Raw genomic sequence first — 18,046 nt, 5'->3', positions numbered from 1 at the left:
ACATCATACCGGCTCTGCCGCCATTCATCACCTTGATAGCCCTTCACCAGACCTGCCATCTCGCCGATGAAACCGCTACCCTGGCACTCGGAACTGCAATAGCTCCGGCATTGCGCCCGGGCCTTGTTGTATTCCTGCAAGGCGAACTGGGAGCAGGCAAAACTACATTTATGCGCGGCATATTACGCGGGCTTGGTTATCTTGGAAAAGTGAAAAGTCCCACCTATAATTTGATTGAACTTTATAAAATTTCTAGGTTATACTTGTATCATTTTGATTTCTATCGTTTCAATAACCCCAATGAATGGGAAGAAGCGGGCTTTCGGGATTACTTCAATGCAGACTCGATCTGTCTCGTGGAATGGCCGGAAAAGGCAGACGGACTATTGCCCCAAGCCGATTTGAAATTTATATTCAAGGTTACAGAAGGGGGGCGTGATGTTGAAATTCAGGCGGACACGGAGGCCGGCAAACTGTGCGTGAAACGATGGCAAATCTCATCGAGGAACAATACGCTGCGTTGAAGGGGTGGCGCCCACAGCCTGCTCCTTCAGTCTCACAACCCTTGAACTCAATCCGTTTCTCCTCTATTCGAAACCGCCTGGCAGCTGGGGCATGCCTGTCAATCACGGCGCTCCTGTTATCGTCATCTGCCAGCTCTGTCTGTGCTGAAGAAAAGATACGCATCAGTTCCGCCCGTATCTGGCCATCCGAGGAATACACCCGTCTTACGCTTGAATCCGCTTCCGCCATTCGCTACACCCTCACTACGGTAAAAGATCCGGATCGCGTCGTCGTTGACCTTGAGGATGTCTCACTGACACCGGAACTGAAAAAGCTGATAGACAAGATAGATCCCGCGGACCCCCACATTCACGCCGTGCGCTTCGGCCGCTTCAAACCAGACATATTGCGGCTGGTACTTGACCTGAAAACCGAAGTCGAACCGCAGGCATTTGTCATTCAACCCGTTGGAACCTACGGACATCGACTTGTCCTGGACATCTACCCTGCTATCCCCCCTGATCCGCTGATGGCCTTTCTGAACAACAAGGACAAAGCAGGATACATACTGCGGGACGAGCCAAACATTGGCAGCAATGTCAGTTCAAGGACCGAAATCGAGACTGCACGGAGCAGTGAAGCGGCAAGAAAAAACACGCCGGAAATGATCCGTCTCGCCACTGTCGTTATTGATCCCGGGCATGGTGGGGAGGATCCGGGCGCAATAAGCCGACGCGGTACCAGGGAGAAGAACATCACTCTGGCCATCGCCAGGAAGCTGAAAGAAAAGATAGACAGGGAGCCGAATATGCGGGCGGCCCTCACCCGTGATGGAGATTATTATATTTCACTGTCGCAGCGGCTGGTAAAAGCCCGCAAACTGAATGCGGATTTATTCGTATCGGTGCACGCGGATGCTTTTAACAAACCGCATGCCCGTGGCTCGTCGGTGTTTGCTCTTTCAGAACGGGGCGCCACTTCGGCGGCTGCGGGATGGCTGGCAAAAAAAGAAAACGAGGCAGACCTGGTCGGCGGCGTCAACCTCAATATCCAAGACCCCATTCTCAAGCAGACTTTGCTGGATCTGTCCCAGACAGCAACGATCAATGACAGTCTCAAACTCGGCAAAGCAGTCCTCTCCAAGATAGGCAACATCAACCATCTGCACAAGGCGGAAGTCGAACAGGCAGGCTTTGCCGTCCTCAAGTCTCCCGACATTCCCTCGATCCTGGTCGAGACGGCATTCATCAGCAACCCGGATGAGGAAAGGAAGCTGAGAGACCATGGCTATCAGGACAAGCTCGCCTCCGCTATACTCGCGGGTATCAAACGCTACTTCGCCGACAATCCTCCCCTCTCGCGTTCGACACTGGTTTCCCTCGATTAGGCTCCGCTTTTTCTTTCCGGAGGGGCTTTCTGCAGCCTCTCCTGCCGCTGCCTGCGCCGCTTCTTGCTTCTGGCTCATGATCACGATTTGATTGTCCAGAATGTGGGTCAGGTGATGCAGTGTTCCGCAGTCCGAACTATTCTGCCAGGAGTTAAAGCTGAATGATTGAAAATAATGGAAAATAAAACGGCAATTCCAGAAGCAGCAGATCATTTAGCAGATCATTTGGGAACGTCTTCTATGGTTCCCAAATGAAACCCGAGTTGCCCGCGACGCCGTTCCTCGAAATAACGGTTCAGCGGTTCGCGTATCACGCGGAATGCGAGTGTGTCCCAGGGAATTTCCGCCTCCTGAAAAAGTTTGACGTCGAGACTCTCGACTCCTGGTTTGAAGTCAAGATCCAGGAGTCGCGCCCGAAACAGCACGTGCACCTGGTTGATATGCGGCAAGCTATAAATCGAATATAGTTCGCCCATCTCCACCCGCGCGTTTGCCTCTTCCCGAGTCTCACGCTCGGCTCCCTGAACCAGCGACTCGGAATTTTCCATGAAGCCGCCGGGCAATGTCCATAAGCCGTGCCGCGGTTCAATCGCGCGCCGGCAGAGCAGTATCTTATCCTCCCATTCCGGAATACAACCCACCACAATCTTCGGGTTCTCGTAGTGAATAATACTGCAAGTGGAACAAACATGACGCGGCAGCGTGTCGCCTTCAGGGATACGCAATTGCACAGGCATGCCACAGTTACTGCAGTATTTCATCAACGCTGATTTTAGCTAACCTGTTCAGGAAAACGTTATTTTCAAAGGACAATTTTGCATCTGAACGGGGTAAAGATGCAATCCATTGCAGAATATATCTGCTTCCTTCCGCACCTGCCCGCATTATCCTTACATTAATCCCTCGCATCTTTTCTGAATGGGACGCTATCCTCCAGAGCTTGGATGTAGCGATCAATGTCCCGCGTTTCCCGCTCCAGGTAACTTCCTATTGCAGCAGCAAATTCAGGATGAGCCAGCCAATGGGCCGACCAGGTTCGCACCGGCAGGAATCCGCGGGCAAGCTTATGCTCGCCCTGCGCGCCGCCCTCAAATAAAGAGAGGCCATTTATGATGCAGTACTGGATGGCTTGATAATAGCAGGTTTCGAAATGCAGTCCCGGCACGAATTCCCTCGCGCCCCAGTAACGTCCATACAACGTGTGCGAGTTATGGATATTGAAAGCAACGCCGATCGGCTGTCTGTTTTGCAGCGCCAGAATCAACAGGATGTTTTCCGGCATGCTTTTGCCGAGCCGGATGAAGAATTCCAGATTCAGGTAGGGTCTGGAGTGGTGCTCGCGGTATGTATTGTTGTAGCAATCGATAAAGAAGTTCCAGCGCTCCTCGTCCACATCATTTCCTGACAGCCATTCGAAGTGGATACCCAGGTCCTGTACCTTGCGCCGTTCCTGCCGGATCTTCTTGCGTTTGCTGTAACTCATTCCTTCCAGAAAATCCTCGAAATTTTCATAACCTCCTCCCGGCCGGTTCTTCCAGTGAAACTGGACGCCGCATCGCAACATCATCCCTGCTCTCTCCATTTCCCGCGCCTCATGCTCCAGGGGAAACAGGCAATGTAACGACGACATGCCTGCGCCGGCGTTTCCGTTTCGCGCCATCGCAAGAGCGGCTGAAACGAGCAATGCGCGCTGTTCGGAAGTCTGAGCAAGCAACCGCTTTCCGCTGACGGGACTAAACGGTATGGCACTCAGGAGCTTGGGGTAATAATCATATCCGGCGCGTTCATAAGCGTTTGCCCACGCCCAGTCGAACACATACTCTCCATAGGAGTGGTTCTTGAGATACAGTGGCATCGCACCCTGCAAAATGCCTCCCTCCCAGAGAGTAATAAACCGGGGTAACCATCCCGTTCTTTTTGAAGCGCATCCAGCTTCATGCAACGCTGAAAAAAATTCATGCCGCAGGAACGGGTCATCGCCCGCCAGTGCATTCCATGCGGGAATAGATATATGCTCGAGAGAATCCGTTACTTTTATTTCCAATTTGCCAATTCCGGGCCGCTTTTCCCGGGTGGGACACGTGCCCGGAGCTCGTTCTGGTATCATGTAAGCATAAAGACAGAACAGCTCAATTGACCGTCCAAATGAAGCTCGCCATTGCTCAGATCAATTGTACAGTCGGCGACCTTAGCGGCAATACCCGAAAGATCCTCGATTATGCCAATCAGGCAAAAAATGCGGGAGCCAGACTGGTCGTAACCCCCGAACTCGCCTTGTCCGGATATCCCCCCGAGGACCTGTTATTGCGCGACGGCTTCCGGCATGCATGCCAGAAGGCGCTTACAGAGTTGGCTGGCAGGATAAGCGATGTCACCGTTGTAGTCGGACATCCCCATCTCGCCGCGGATAAACTGTACAACGCTGCGTCGGTAATATGCAACGGTAAAATCATCGCTACGTACCTGAAGAATCTTTTGCCCAACGATACCGTGTTCGATGAGCGACGTTACTTCGAACCCGGCTCGCACCCCTGCGTGTTCGAGCTGGATGGAATCAGATTCGGCATCAGCATTTGCCAGGACATCTGGCAGGAAGGTCCGGCTACACGTGCAAGAGAAGCTGGTGCGGAAGCGCTGCTGGTGCTGAATGCTTCCCCTTATCACATGAACAAACAGGCATTGCGCTACGATCTGGTTCGGAAACGCATCGATGAAACGGGACTCTCGATTGTATATGCCAATCTTATCGGGGGCCAGGATGAACTGATATTCGATGGTGCATCTTTCGCCATGAACGCCAGAGGCGACGTGACTCATCAGTTCGATGCGCTCGTGGAAACACTCGGGGTGCTCGAATTGAAGGGAGCCGCGCCCGTAACAACAGAAATCGCACCGCTTGAAAGTCTGGAAGCGAACGTTTATAAAGCGCTTTGTCTCGGAGTAAAGGACTACATAGGAAAAAACCGTATTCCTGGCGTATTGCTGGGACTATCAGGCGGCGTGGATTCGGCACTCACCATGACGATTGCAGTGGACGCACTGGGTGTGGACAAAGTAAAAGCAGTGATGATGCCCTCACAGTTCACCACCGACATAAGCTTGCTGGACGCCCGCGCTATGGTGCAAACATTGGGAGTGGGCTATACCGAGCTTCCCATCGAACCGGTATTTGGAGAATTCAAGGATACGCTTGCCAGAGAGTTTGCCGCATTGCCCCAGTCTGGTGTCCCGGACCTTACCGAGGAAAATCTGCAAGCCCGGATACGCGGAACTTTGCTGATGGCACTATCCAATAAATCCGGCTCCATCGTACTCGTCACGGGCAATAAATCCGAAACGGCGGTGGGCTACTCCACTCTATACGGAGATATGGCAGGTGGCTTTGCCGTCTTGAAAGATGTCACCAAAACGATGGTATACAGGTTATGCCAGTACCGTAACAGGTCTGGAAAAGTGATTCCGGACCGCGTTCTCAACCGCGCCCCTTCAGCGGAATTGCGTCCAGATCAGACTGACCAAGATAGCCTTCCGCCTTATGCAGTTCTGGATGCTATTCTGGAAGAATACGTGGAACATGATACAGCGCTTGAGGAAATTCTACGCATGGGCTATGACGAAAGGGATGTACGTCGCGTCATACATCTGATCCGGCTGAATGAATACAAGCGGCGGCAGTCTCCGCCTGGCATTCGCGTGACCTCCCGCGGATTCGGCAAGGACTGGCGTTATCCCATAACAGCGCGATATCAGGACCAGTTTTAGGAACGGTCTGGAAGAAGTGCGCAAAAGACATGTCAGCGGATTAAAATGGCGGTATGCGGCGGACACGGAAGCCGCGAAGAAAAGGCCTCTTATGGCTTTATGATCAACATGATGAATAAAAGGAATGCTTCATGAAAAAAATCGAGGCTATCATCAAACCTTTCAAACTGGACGAGGTATGCGAAGCGCTCAATGAAATCGGGATAAGCGGACTGACAGTTACCGAAGTGAAAGGATTTGGAAGGCAAAAAGGCCATACCGAGCTATACCGGGGTGCAGAATATGTAGTGGATTTTCTGCCCAAAATAAAGATCGAAATTGTAGTGCTCGCGAAACAGGTTGACAGCGTTATTGAGACCATTATCAGTAGCGCGCGCACCGGAAAAATCGGCGATGGCAAGATTTTTGTCACTGATATCGAACAAGTCGTAAGAATACGCACGGGCGAAACGGACGAAACCGCCGTCTAGACTCTCTGCTCATGATGGTTCGCTTGAAGATCGAGAGTGGCCCGCTGGTGCAGCGAACCGGGATGACAAACGACTGATTCTATACTCAGCAAGAGAGAAATCGGCGGTCACATAGCTGAAACCAGCATAAGCCAGTCCCATTCATCCAGAGGATTGAATCTGCCCTTGCACTCTCCCTGATTCCTGCCCCCGCCCGCTCCTGCTCCTTCCATTGCGTCCCGGTATACTTCGCCCTCGCCCCTGTCACGTGGAACTTCACGTGGGAAGCAGTATCTTACCGACCATGAAATTGCGCCACATAATGTTTTTTTTGCCGGCACTATTCACGGTGAATGTCCATGCCGAAGGTCTGCCTGACCTTGGCGATGTATCTCAAGTATCCATATCTCCAAGAGAAGAACGGGAGCTCGGGCTGAAAATAATGTCCGAGATCCGTTCGGACCCCAGCTACCTGAACGACGCGGAAATTGACGGCTACCTCACCCATCTCGGTAGTCGTCTGATTTCAGGCTCCCGTGAGGCGCGTCCCGAGCAGGAGTTCGAGTTTTTTGCCCTCCAGGATCCGGCTCTCAATGCATTTGCATTACCGGGAGGTTTCATGGGATTCAATAGCGGCCTGATTCTCGCAGCGCAGTCGGAGTCCGAGTTGGCAGGAGTGATGGCACACGAAATCGCGCATGTCACGCAAAAGCACCTGGCACGCATGATCGCCGGGCAGAAGTACAGCATGCTGACTTCTCTTGCCTCGATGGCGCTCGCTATCCTGGCTTCTCGCGCCAATCCCCAGGCGGGTCAGGCTATTCTCGTGGCCTCGCAGGCAGGCCAGATTCAGAAACAATTGAACTTCACCCGGGAGCATGAAAAAGAGGCGGACAGAATCGGCCTGAATATATTGACGGGGGCAGGACTTGATCCACGAGGTATGGCCGATTTTTTCGAGCGCATGCAGAGGGCAACCCGCTTTCTTGAAAACAGCGCTCCTTCATATCTGCGTACTCATCCCGTTACATTCGAACGCATCGCTGACATCGAAGGCCGTACGCATGGCTTGCCCTACCGGCAGGTACCAGACAGCCTGGATTTCCAATTGGTGAGGGCCAAGTTGCGAGCCTCCATAGAAAAACCCGCCGACGCAGTGAAGTATTTCGAATCGATTTTACGTGAAAAACGATACACCAATGAGATGGTGGAACGGTACGGACTCGTAACAGCCCTGCTGCGGAGCAGGGAGTACGAGCGCGCGGACAAGGAACTGGTGCGTCTGTATGACAGCTTACAGCCCGAGGGCACGGGGGAGACCCTCCAGGATCATCAACTCGGGACTTCCATTCGGATTCAGCGCAGAATGACTCCCTCCAGTCCCATGATAGAAACCCTGGCGGCCCGTGTCAAACTCGCAGCCGGGCAGACTGCCGAAGCGTTGGATATCTATCAAGCCGCACTATCGATATTCCCGCAGCATCGCGCATTAACCTACGATTACGCCGAGGCGCTGCTGAGCAAAGTCAGTGCGCAGGATGCGCTCGACTTCATCAACCGGCAATTGCAGTTCGACCCGAATGACGTGCGCCTCTATAGATTGCAGGCGCAAAGCCATGAAGCGCTGGGGAACATCCTGCTGCAACATCAGGCACTGGCGGAAGTTTATTCACGCCAGGGTAATTACCCTGCAGCAATCGAGCAGTTGCAGATCGCGCTTAAAACAGATGATGGCGACTTCTACCAGATGTCGAGCGTGGAAGCACGTCTCAGGGAATTGCGTGAACTGGCTGCCAACGAGTCCAAAAAAAAATAGAACCCGTCAGGTTCGATTTTACTGGCCGGAAATAGATATCCACCCGTCCTTGTCTACCGCTGTCTCCCTTTATAGAGGATACTCTGGCAGTTTAGAGGACGCTCGTGCAGAAGGGAATTCGCGGATAGCCAAACTCCCGCTCCCTTGATAAAATCGAATTCTTCCCATGCATAATCCATGGATCATCATCAAACTCAGGAACAACCATGACAAGACATTTTGGCCCAACTAAAAACATTGGCACCTTCTATCCACCGCAACGCATCCTGATGGGACCGGGACCTTCCGACACACATCCCCGGGTTCTCGCGGCAATGGCTCGTCCCACGCTGGGCCATCTTGACCCCGTATTCACGGACATGATGGAAGAGTTGAAAAGCTTGCTGCGATATGCCTTTCAGACTTCCAATCTCCTGACCTTCCCGGTTTCAGGCCCGGGCTCGGTCGGCATGGAAATGTGCTTCGTCAATATGGTGAGCCCTGGCGACAAGGTGATTGTATGCCGCAACGGAGTGTTTGGGGGACGCATGATCGAGAACGTTCAGCGTTGCGGAGGCACCGCTGTGGTGGTGGAAGACAAGTGGGGTGCCCCGGTTGATCCACAGAAGGTGGAAGATGCCTTGAAGCAGAATCCGGACGCCAAGGTTGTCGCTTTCGTTCACGCGGAGACCTCCACCGGGGCCCTGTCGGATGCCAGAACACTTTGCGAAATCGCCCATCGCCATAATTGCCTCACTATCGTCGACACGGTCACCTCCCTTGGCGGCTCTCCGCTAAAGGTGGACGAATGGAAGATTGATGCCATCTACTCGGGTAGCCAGAAATGTCTGTCATGCCCCCCCGGCCTGTCGCCCATCAGCTTCTCGGAACGGGTGGTTGATCTCGTCAAAAGCCGCAAAACCAAGGTGCAAAGCTGGTTCATGGACCTGAACCTCCTGTTCGGCTACTGGGGAAGCACGCGCACTTACCACCATACCGCCCCTACCAATGCGCTCTATGCCTTGCACGAATCACTGCTGATGTTGTATGAGGAAGGGCTGGAGCATTCCTGGGCCCGTCACCAGCGTAACCATGAAGCACTCAAGGCAGGGTTTGAAACACTCGGGATGGAATATCTCGTGGAGGAAAACTCTCGTCTGCCGCAGCTTAATTCGGTCCACGTGCCCTCCGGAATCGATGAGAAAGAGGTGCGCCGCAGATTGCTCGTTGACTACAGTCTCGAAATCGGCGCGGGCCTCGGGGATTTTGCAGGCAAGATCTGGCGTTTCGGCCTCATGGGCTATTCAAGCCGGATGGAAAACGTCATGCTGTGCCTGGGTGCTTTGGAAGCGGTATTGTCCGATATGGGTATGAAAATCGAACACGGAGCAGCGGAAGCAGCAGCACATCAGGCTTATGCCGCTCATCCGTTGCCAGTGGAAAGTAAAAAGACCGCCAAGGCAGCGTGATTGCAGGATAGGTGGAGGAAGTGCGGCCCCATCCCGGATTGAGGATGGGACCGCGCCAGATTTCCATCAATGCTACTACAATTTACTCCATTTCCAGATCAGTCCCCCACCTAGTCACCGTCTTCGCTCACACCATCACCGTGCTCTCCGCACTACCTTCGTTGCTCGCTCATAGCTTCTCGTGATCATTCGATCTGAAAATGGGGTGAACTACAGTCCCAATCTTTGCCAAACGGTTGTCGTTAGTCCTGCTGAGTTCAACGTGTAGAAATGCAATCCGGGCGCACCAGCATTCAGTAGTCGATAGCACAGATCGGTAACGACATCCAGGCCGAAGGCGCGTATGGAAGCAGAATCATCTCCATAACCTTCCAGCCGCTTTCTGATCCACCGTGGTATTTCCGCCCCACAGGTATCCGAGAATCTGGCAAGCTGGGAAAATCTATTGATCGGCATGATGCCGGGAACCACCGGAATATTGATGCCCATCGCCTCGCACGAATCGACAAAGTCAAAATAGGCGTCCGCATTGTAGAAATACTGGGTAATGGCCGAGTCTGCGCCGGCCTCGATCTTGCGCTTGAAGTTCTTCAAGTCTTCCTGAGCATTTCTGGCTTGCGGATGGTACTCCGGGTAGGATGCTACATCGATATGAAAGGCGTTACCGTACTCGCGGCGAATAAAGGCTACCAGTTCGTTGGCATAGCGAAATTCTCCTCCTTGCGCCATTCCCGAAGGCAGATCACCCCGAAGCGCAATCAGATGGCGAATACCGCTGCTGCGGTATTGCTCCAGCATGGCGCGGATATTTTCCCGGGTTGCACCAATACAGGAAAGATGGGGTGCCGCGACCAGGCCTTCTGCCTGAATTTCGAGCACGGTTTCCAGGGTACGATCGCGTGTCGATCCTCCCGCACCGAAGGTTACCGAGAAGAATTTCGGTTTGAGTTGCGCAAGTTGCCTGCGCGTAGCGCGCAGTTTCTCTATTCCTTCCACAGTCTGCGGCGGAAAAAATTCGAAGCTGAATGTGGGAACAAATTTTTTCTGTGATTCCATGGCGAAGCGGAAAAGTGCGGGAAGGGTAAAAAGGCGGTGGTCTAACCACCTTTTTCCTTCACCGCGCTAAAATCCAAACCTGAAAAAAATCAATAACGGTACATTGCCGGCTTGTACGGTCCGTCAATGTCCATATTCAGGTAGCTCGCCTGTTCTTCCGTCAGTCTCGTAAGTTTGACGCCCAGCTTTTTGAGATGTAATCGCGCTACTTTTTCATCCAGATGCTTGGGTAACACGTAGACGTTTTTCTGATAGCTGGCACCATTCTGCCAAAGCTCCATTTGTGCCAGAACTTGATTGGTGAATGAAGTCGACATGACAAAAGAAGGGTGTCCTGTTGCACAGCCAAGATTCACCAGCCGTCCCTTTGCCAGCACAATGATGCGGCGGCCAGTAGGAAAAATGACGTGATCGACCTGCGGCTTGATATTCTCCCATGGGTACTTCTGAACCGAGGCAATATCGATTTCAGAATCGAAGTGGCCAATATTACATATGATTGCCTGGTCTTTCATTCGCACCATATGATCATGGGTGATAACTCGCAGATTGCCGGTGGCAGTCACGAAAATGTCCGCCTGATCGCAGGCTTCATCTAGGGTGACGACGCGATAGCCTTCCATTGCCGCTTGCAGTGCGCAAATGGGGTCAATTTCCGTTATCCACACGGTGGCTCCAAGACCGCGCAGGGACTGAGCACAACCTTTGCCGACATCACCGTAACCACACACTATGGCAATCTTTCCGGCAATCATGACATCGGTCGCCCGTTTGATCCCGTCAACAAGAGACTCGCGGCACCCGTACAGATTGTCGAATTTTGATTTGGTGACGGAATCATTCACGTTGAATGCCGGAAACGGCAACTCACCTTTCTTTTGCATTTCATACAGACGATGGACGCCGGTAGTGGTTTCCTCCGTCACCCCTCTGATATTGGCGCGCCGGGTGGAGTACCAGTTCGGGCTGACGCTCAGGCGCTTGCGAATGGCGGCAAACAAGGCCTGCTCTTCTTCGTTGGCAGGACTGGCGATGACAGACGGATCTTCCTCCGCCCTGCTGCCAAGGAGAATGAGCAAGGTGGCGTCGCCGCCATCATCCAGAATCATATTGGGACTGCCATTACCCTCTGAGGTATCCCCTTGCCATTCAAAAATACGGTGGGTATATTCCCAATACTCCTCCAGAGATTCGCCCTTATGGGCAAATACGGGAATGCCTTCCGCTGCAATGGCGGCGGCGGCATGGTCCTGAGTCGAGAAAATGTTGCACGAAGCCCATCGTACTTGAGCGCCTAGCTTGGTAAGCGTTTCGATCAATACCGCAGTCTGAATGGTCATGTGCAGGGAACCGGCAATGCGTGCCCCTGCAAGAGGCTTGGCACCGGCATGCTCTTCCCGTAGCGCCATCAGACCCGGCATCTCCGTCTCGGCAATGGCGATTTCCTTGCGCCCCCATTCCGCCAGGGACATATCGGCAACTTTATAGTCGGTGAAGCCCGCGGACGCGGAAGCAGTACTGAGCACAGCGTTCATAAGATTTTCTCCTGAAAATGAACGAGCGCCGTTGTAGCGATCCTTCCTTGCCGAGCCTCGCGGGACAATGCCCGTTGCAGCGCTCCTCGGTCTGGAAGGGTGGGTGATGTGATCTTAAGCCTGAAGACTGACCGGTTCGGTTTCCGCGGGTTCAATTCCCGCTTCCTCGCGCAATTGTGCAGCCTTATCCGTGGATTCCCAGCTGAATTCCGGTTCATCCCGGCCAAAATGGCCATAAGCAGCAGTCTTCTCGTAGATGGGACGCAGCAGATCGAGGCCGTGGATGATGCCACGCGGGCGCAGATCGAAGTGCCGCTCGATCAGTTTGACGATTTTATCGTCGGGAATTTTTCCGGTTCCATAAGTGTCGACCATCAGCGAAACGGGGCGCGCAACTCCGATCGCATAAGCCATCTGTACTTCGCATCTGCTGGCAATGCCGGCTGCGACAAGATTCTTTGCCACATATCGTCCGGCATAAGCAGCGGAACGGTCCACTTTGGACGGATCCTTGCCGGAGAAGGCGCCACCGCCATGGTGCGCGGTCCCCCCATAGCTGTCCACGATAATCTTCCGACCGGTCAGTCCGCAATCTCCCATCGGTCCGCCCACCACGAAACGTCCTGTCGGGTTGATAAGGTACCGGGTTTCTCCATTCAACATTTTTTTCGGAAGCACGGGCTTGATGACTTCCTCAATAATGGCTTCACTCAAATCCGTGTGACTGATATCCGGGTGATGCTGTGTGGAAATGACAACGGTCTCGATTCGCTGCGGGGTGCCATTCAGGTAGCGTACTGAAACCTGTGACTTTGCATCCGGACGCAGCCACGGGAGGCGTCCATCTTTTCGGAGTTCCGCCTGGCGCTCCATCAGACGGTGGGCATAGTAGATCGGCATGGGCATCAATTGCGGCGTCTCGTCGCAGGCGTAGCCGAACATGAGACCCTGGTCACCCGCCCCCTGGTCCATTTCCTCTTCCTTGGTGCGGTTGACTCCGCGCGCGATATCGGGGGATTGTTTGTTGAAAGCAGTCAGCACCGCGCAGGTATTGTAGTCAAAGCCGATATCGGAACTGTTGTAACCGATACGCTTGACTGCTGCGCGCGCGACTTGCATGTAGTCTACATTGGCCTGTGTAGTGATTTCGCCCGACATGACGATCAGGCCGGTACTGCATAAAGTTTCGCAGGCTACCCGCGCATTAGGATCCTGAGCCAGGATGGCATCGAGGATGGCATCGGAAATTTGATCGGCCACCTTATCGGGATGACCTTCAGACACGGATTCGGAGGTAAAAAGATATTCGCTCATTTTGTCCAGCCGCTTAATCGTAAAAGGTCTGTAGAATACCAAATTACGCGCTTATTAAGAAGATGGATAATACAATACGGCTTGGCATGCCGATGTTTCCATACCTCGTGCTGTAATTCCTGTTCTTGCAACTCTTGATGAATGAAACTCAAGTTCACCAAAATGCATGGCCTCGGCAACGATTTCGTTGTCATTGACGCGATGAATCAGCAGATTTCGCTCTCACCGGAACAATTGCGGCGACTTGCTGACCGCCACCTGGGAATAGGCTGCGACCAGATTCTGCTGATCGAAAAGGCAGAAGGCGATGCTGATTTCCGCTACCGCATTTTTAATGCCGACGGGGGAGAAGTGGAACAATGCGGCAATGGGGCGCGCTGCTTCGTTCGCTACGTGCATGATCATGGTATGACAGGCAAGAAGGAAGTACGGATTGAAACGCTAAGCGGGGTGGTTATTCCAAAGCTTGAAGCGAACGGGGAAGTAACGGTCAACATGGGTGTGCCGAAATTCGATCCCGGTGAGATTCCTTTTATCGCCGACCAGCGAGCGCCCACTTACCCACTCCGCCTGGATGACAAGGAGGTGGAAATCAGTGTTGTGTCGATGGGCAATCCTCACGCCGTCCAGGTAGTATCGGACCTGGATGACGCGCCGGTCTTGACGGAGGGTCCGCTTATCGAAAAGCATTCACGTTTTCCTCAGCGAGTAAATGCCGGATATATGCAAGTTATCGATCCTCATCATATCCGGCTGAGAGTCTACGAGCGGGGCGCGGGTGAAACCCTGGCTTGCGGCACGGGGGCCTGTGCGGCGGCGGTTGCGGGAATTCAACGAGGACTCCTTGAATCGCCCGTCAGGGTGAGTTTTTCCACTGGAAATCTGTTCATACGGTGGGAAGGGGAAAATCAACCCGTCTGGATGACCGGTCCTGCTATCACCGTTTTTGATGGAGAAATCGAGTTGCAGTTTTAAAAAACAGAAAAGACATGAAATCAAGTTTCGAAGAGATAGCAGAGTATCTGCGTGCGCATCCGGAGTTCTTTGAAGCATATGCCAGCATGCTGGCAGACATTCAGGTGCCTAATCCCCATGACGGGAGGGCGATTTCCTTGAGCGAGCGTCAAATCCTGGCATTGCGGGGTAAAAACCAGATTTTGCGGGATAAGCTGGAGGAATTGATCCTGTTCGGCAAGGAGAATGACGCTATCGCGGAAAAAATGCACCAATTGGCAGTCTCGCTCCTCACCTTCAGACGTTTGCCTGATCTTCTGGATGGGCTCGCTTTTGCGCTGCGTGAAAACTTTTCGGTGCCTCACAGCGCGCTTCGTATCTGGAATATCGGTGTTGACGAACCCCTGCCACCGGAATTTGTACCCGTCAGCAGCGAGATCCATGCGATGGCGGAAAATTTGCTGCACCCTTATTGCGGACCCCATGTTCCGGATGAGATCAGAAGCTGGTTCGGCGAACAGGCCGAGCATTTGCGTTCATTTGCAATGGCAGCATTGCATGGGGATCAAACCATCGGATTACTGGTAATGGGCAGTGAAGAACCGCAACGGTTCTATCCGGAAATGGGAACAGTTTACCTCGCGCGACTCGGTGAACTTGCCAGCGCGTCATTGAGACGTTTTCGCACCGCCTGAGAAATGGGAAAGAGGCGACACCCGGAATCGTTAACCGGTCCGAATGGTTCCGGCAAGATGTCCGTAAAGGGACAGACCGAACTTGCCTCCGCTTATCTCGCTTATCTCGCCGGGACCCGGCGACTGTCGCCCCTCACCTGCGAAAGTTATGCCCACGATCTCGATATACTGGTGAATCTCTCGCGGGGAATCGCACTGCAGCATTTGCAAATCCACCATATCCGGCGTTTTCTAGCTCAGTTGCATGCAAACGGATTTTCCGGCAGGAGCCTGGCGAGAATGCTGTCCGCATGGCGCGGATTCTATAATTACCTGGCCCGGCATCATGGTTATGCATGTAATCCCTGCGCTGGGGTAGGGGCGCCGAAGTCACCCAAGGTCCTGCCTCGCACCCTGTCACCTGATGAGGCCTTGAAGCTGCTGGAGTTCGACACCCCCGATCTGATTACCTTACGCGATAAAGCCATGTTCGAGCTCTGCTATTCTTCGGGATTGCGGCTCGCGGAGCTCGTGAACCTGAAGCCCGAGGATTTAAGTCTGGGGGACGGGATTGTGCGCGTTACCGGCAAAGGGAATAAAACCCGCGATGTGCCAGTAGGAAGCAAAGCCGTGCAAGTAGTGGGAGAATGGATAAAACAACGAAATGCGCTCGCCAGGCCGGGGGCAACGGCGCTATTCCTGTCCCGGCACGGAAGGAACATCAGCCGCCGGTCGATTGATCAGCGCCTGAAAATTCAGGCAGTAAAGCAAGGAATCAGCGGGCGCATCCACCCGCACGTGCTGCGGCATTCATTTGCATCACATGTGCTGCAATCCAGCGGCGACCTGAGAGCGGTGCAGGAGATGCTGGGGCATGCCAGCATCAGCACCACGCAGATATATACCCATCTCGACTTCCAGCATCTATCGAAGGTCTATGATGCAACACACCCGCGCGCACGAAAGAAGAATGAGACTTGAACCGCAGGGATGAGCCGGACTACGGATTGGCGCAAACACTGTTTGCATTCTTCTCGTGAATCGGCGTTATAATCTTCGCTCTCCAATTACCGGGCTAGACATGGCAGAATACCACGGCACAACCATACTTTCCGCCCGGCGCGGGAACCACGTCGCGCTGGGCGGTGACGGCCAGGTGACGCTGGGAGCGGTGATAGCAAAAGCCAGCGCGCGCAAGGTGCGGCGGCTGTACCATGACAGGCTCCTGGCCGGATTTGCCGGAGGGACGGCGGATGCCTTTACTTTGTTCGAACGTTTTGAAGGCAAGCTGGAAAAACATCAGGGACACCTCATGCGCTCGGCGGTGGAACTGGCAAAAGACTGGCGCACTGACCGGATTCTGCGCAGACTCGAGGCCATGCTCGTCGTCGCCGATCCGGCCGCTACCCTCATTATTACCGGGGCGGGAGATGTAATAGAACCCGAGTTCGGCCTGGCGGCAATCGGCAGCGGTGGTTCCTATGCGCATTCAGCGGCCCGCGCGCTTCTGGAAAACACCGATCTTACACCGCCGGAAATCGTCAAGAAGGCACTTACCATAGCCGGGGATCTGTGCATCTACACCAATCAGAACCACGTAATCGAGGTTCTGGAGTAGCAGCCGGAGAAAATGAATCCGGACAAGACAGGACTGCGCCTCTATTCCGGTATAACTTATGCTTTGTATTGTTCGTACTGTGGCTTTGATTTCTCTCACCTTTTGCCTTTATCACTGACCTGACCATGTCTCAACTGACTCCCCGGGAAATCGTTCACGAGCTTGACAAGCACATCATAGGTCAGGATGCCGCCAAGCATTCGGTTGCCATCGCGCTCAGGAATCGTTGGCGCAGGCAGCAAGTGCAGGATCCGCTACGCCAGGAGATTACGCCCAAGAATATTTTAATGATCGGTCCGACGGGTGTTGGCAAGACGGAAATAGCGCGTCGACTCGCGAAACTTGCAGATGCGCCGTTCATCAAGGTCGAGGCGACCAAATTTACCGAGGTAGGGTATGTTGGACGTGACGTGGATTCGATCATCCGTGATCTCGTGGAAGCCGCAGTCAAGCAGTCGCGGGAGCGTGAAACGCAAAAGATGCACGCACGCGCGGAAGACCATGCTGAGGAACGCATACTCGATGTGCTATTGCCCGCTGCCAGAGAAACGGGCCTGCAGACGGAATCCATCGAGGCGGAAAGCGCTACCCGCCAGAAATTTCGAAAGAAGCTGCGCGAGGGAGAGCTCAACGATAAGGAGATCGAAATCGAGCTGGCGACCCCGCATACCCACATGGAAATCTTTGCTCCCCCCGGAATGGAAGAGCTGACGACGCAGATTCAAGGCATGTTCCAGAATCTGGGTGCAGAAAGAAAAAGAACGCGAAAGCTGAAAATCCGCGAAGCGATGAAGCTCCTTGTCGATGAGGAAGCCTCGAAGCTGGTTAATGATGAGGAATTGAAGCTGCGCGCAGTACAGAATGTCGAGCAGAACGGTATCGTGTTCCTGGATGAAATCGACAAGATCACGAGCCGTTCCGAGACTTCGGGAGCGGATGTGTCGCGCCAGGGGGTTCAGCGGGACCTGCTGCCTCTGGTGGAGGGGACCACGATTTCCACCAAATATGGCATGATCAAGACCGATCATATTCTGTTTATCGCCAGCGGGGCATTTCACCTCGCCAAGCCTTCCGATCTGATTCCCGAGATGCAGGGCCGGTTTCCAATTCGGGTTGAGCTCACCAGCCTCAGCGCCGACGATTTTGTACAAATCCTCACCAATACGGATGCCTGCTTGACACGTCAATATGAGGCGCTGCTTGAAACTGAAGGGGTGAGGCTGGAATTTACTCCTGATGCGGTCAAGCGTCTGGCGGAGATCGCTTTTGCAGTCAACGAAAAAACAGAGAATATTGGAGCACGGCGTCTTTATACCGCCATGGAAAAACTGCTAGAGGATGTTTCGTTCAATGCCGAGAAACACCATGGAGACGCAGTTGTCATTGATGCTGCCTATGTGGATAAACGACTCAGCGACCTGGCGCAAAGCGAGGATCTGGCCCGCTACGTGCTTTAAGAAGTCACTGAAAACTTCCCATTCTTCAGACAATCTATCATCCCCGTAAGAAAGAAAGATTATCTCTTTGCG

16 protein-coding genes and 1 riboswitch are annotated in these 18,046 nt (G+C 53.4%); of the genes, 11 read left to right on the top strand and 5 right to left on the bottom strand.

The window, feature by feature from the left end; genetic code table 11:
• Positions 1-32 precede the first annotated feature (32 nt).
• Positions 33-524 (top strand): tRNA (adenosine(37)-N6)-threonylcarbamoyltransferase complex ATPase subunit type 1 TsaE, encoded by a 492-nt coding sequence (gene tsaE, locus AC52W5_RS02825; protein WP_495669893.1) that lies wholly within the window; start codon positions 33-35, stop codon positions 522-524.
• Positions 488-1,891, top strand: a complete 1,404-nt coding sequence (locus AC52W5_RS02820) for an N-acetylmuramoyl-L-alanine amidase (RefSeq protein ID WP_495669892.1) — start codon at positions 488-490, stop codon at positions 1,889-1,891. Before tsaE ends, AC52W5_RS02820 begins: the two co-directional genes overlap by 37 nt.
• A 221-nt stretch (positions 1,892-2,112) precedes the next feature.
• On the opposite strand, the gene AC52W5_RS02815 is transcribed toward AC52W5_RS02820, so the two are convergent.
• Positions 2,113-2,652: an NUDIX hydrolase gene (locus tag AC52W5_RS02815; RefSeq protein WP_113066401.1), complete on the bottom strand. Its 540-nt coding sequence runs from the start codon at positions 2,650-2,652 to the stop codon at positions 2,113-2,115.
• 134 nt (positions 2,653-2,786) lie between these two features.
• Positions 2,787-3,935 (bottom strand): GNAT family N-acetyltransferase, encoded by a 1,149-nt coding sequence (locus AC52W5_RS02810; protein ID WP_495669891.1) that lies wholly within the window; start codon positions 3,933-3,935, stop codon positions 2,787-2,789.
• 101 nt (positions 3,936-4,036) lie between these two features.
• Between AC52W5_RS02810 and AC52W5_RS02805 the strand changes: the two genes are divergently transcribed.
• The 4 genes from AC52W5_RS02805 to AC52W5_RS02790 all read left to right on the top strand — a co-directional run bounded on the left by AC52W5_RS02805 (position 4,037) and on the right by AC52W5_RS02790 (position 9,366).
• A complete protein-coding gene (locus tag AC52W5_RS02805) occupies positions 4,037-5,653 on the top strand; it encodes an NAD+ synthase (protein ID WP_495669890.1) in 1,617 nt (538 codons plus the stop codon).
• A 131-nt stretch (positions 5,654-5,784) separates the two neighbouring features.
• Positions 5,785-6,123, top strand: coding sequence for a P-II family nitrogen regulator (locus AC52W5_RS02800; protein ID WP_011381824.1), 339 nt, complete (start codon positions 5,785-5,787; stop codon positions 6,121-6,123).
• A gap of 283 nt (positions 6,124-6,406) precedes the next feature.
• A complete protein-coding gene (locus AC52W5_RS02795; RefSeq protein WP_495669889.1) occupies positions 6,407-7,918 on the top strand; it encodes a M48 family metallopeptidase in 1,512 nt (503 codons plus the stop codon).
• A 206-nt stretch (positions 7,919-8,124) separates the two neighbouring features.
• A complete protein-coding gene (locus AC52W5_RS02790) occupies positions 8,125-9,366 on the top strand; it encodes a pyridoxal-phosphate-dependent aminotransferase family protein (protein ID WP_495669888.1) in 1,242 nt (413 codons plus the stop codon).
• A 210-nt stretch (positions 9,367-9,576) separates the two neighbouring features.
• Here the strand turns inward: AC52W5_RS02790 and metF are convergent, their stop codons facing one another.
• From metF to metK, 3 genes are all read right to left on the bottom strand, one after another.
• Positions 9,577-10,422 (bottom strand): methylenetetrahydrofolate reductase [NAD(P)H], encoded by an 846-nt coding sequence (gene metF / locus AC52W5_RS02785; protein WP_495669887.1) that lies wholly within the window; start codon positions 10,420-10,422, stop codon positions 9,577-9,579.
• A gap of 89 nt (positions 10,423-10,511) precedes the next feature.
• Positions 10,512-11,957: an adenosylhomocysteinase gene (gene ahcY / locus AC52W5_RS02780; RefSeq protein ID WP_495669886.1), complete on the bottom strand. Its 1,446-nt coding sequence runs from the start codon at positions 11,955-11,957 to the stop codon at positions 10,512-10,514.
• 16 nt (positions 11,958-11,973) lie between these two features.
• Positions 11,974-12,051: riboswitch (S-adenosyl-L-homocysteine riboswitch) on the bottom strand.
• Positions 12,052-12,071: 20 nt separating this feature from the next.
• A complete protein-coding gene (gene metK / locus AC52W5_RS02775) occupies positions 12,072-13,271 on the bottom strand; it encodes a methionine adenosyltransferase (protein ID WP_113066407.1) in 1,200 nt (399 codons plus the stop codon).
• Positions 13,272-13,412: 141 nt separating this feature from the next.
• On the opposite strand from metK, the gene dapF reads away from it, so the two are divergent.
• From dapF to hslU, 5 genes are all read left to right on the top strand, one after another.
• Positions 13,413-14,246, top strand: coding sequence for a diaminopimelate epimerase (dapF, locus tag AC52W5_RS02770; protein ID WP_495669885.1), 834 nt, complete (start codon positions 13,413-13,415; stop codon positions 14,244-14,246).
• A 14-nt stretch (positions 14,247-14,260) separates the two neighbouring features.
• Positions 14,261-14,920: a DUF484 family protein gene (locus tag AC52W5_RS02765; RefSeq protein ID WP_074975833.1), complete on the top strand. Its 660-nt coding sequence runs from the start codon at positions 14,261-14,263 to the stop codon at positions 14,918-14,920.
• Positions 14,921-14,923: 3 nt separating this feature from the next.
• The gene (gene xerC, locus AC52W5_RS02760; protein ID WP_495669884.1) at positions 14,924-15,880 is read left to right on the top strand and encodes a tyrosine recombinase XerC; all 957 of its coding nucleotides are present in this window, start codon (positions 14,924-14,926) and stop codon (positions 15,878-15,880) included.
• A gap of 100 nt (positions 15,881-15,980) precedes the next feature.
• Positions 15,981-16,517, top strand: a complete 537-nt coding sequence (gene hslV, locus AC52W5_RS02755; RefSeq protein WP_074975835.1) for an ATP-dependent protease subunit HslV — start codon at positions 15,981-15,983, stop codon at positions 16,515-16,517.
• A gap of 125 nt (positions 16,518-16,642) precedes the next feature.
• Positions 16,643-17,974, top strand: a complete 1,332-nt coding sequence (gene hslU / locus AC52W5_RS02750; protein ID WP_074975836.1) for an ATP-dependent protease ATPase subunit HslU — start codon at positions 16,643-16,645, stop codon at positions 17,972-17,974.
• The last annotated feature ends 72 nt before the right edge of the window (positions 17,975-18,046 follow it).

This window comes from Nitrosospira sp. CT, from assembly GCF_059489795.1.
The sequence above is the reverse complement of the archived record's forward strand: the minus strand, read 5'-3'. Positions and strand labels throughout refer to the sequence as shown.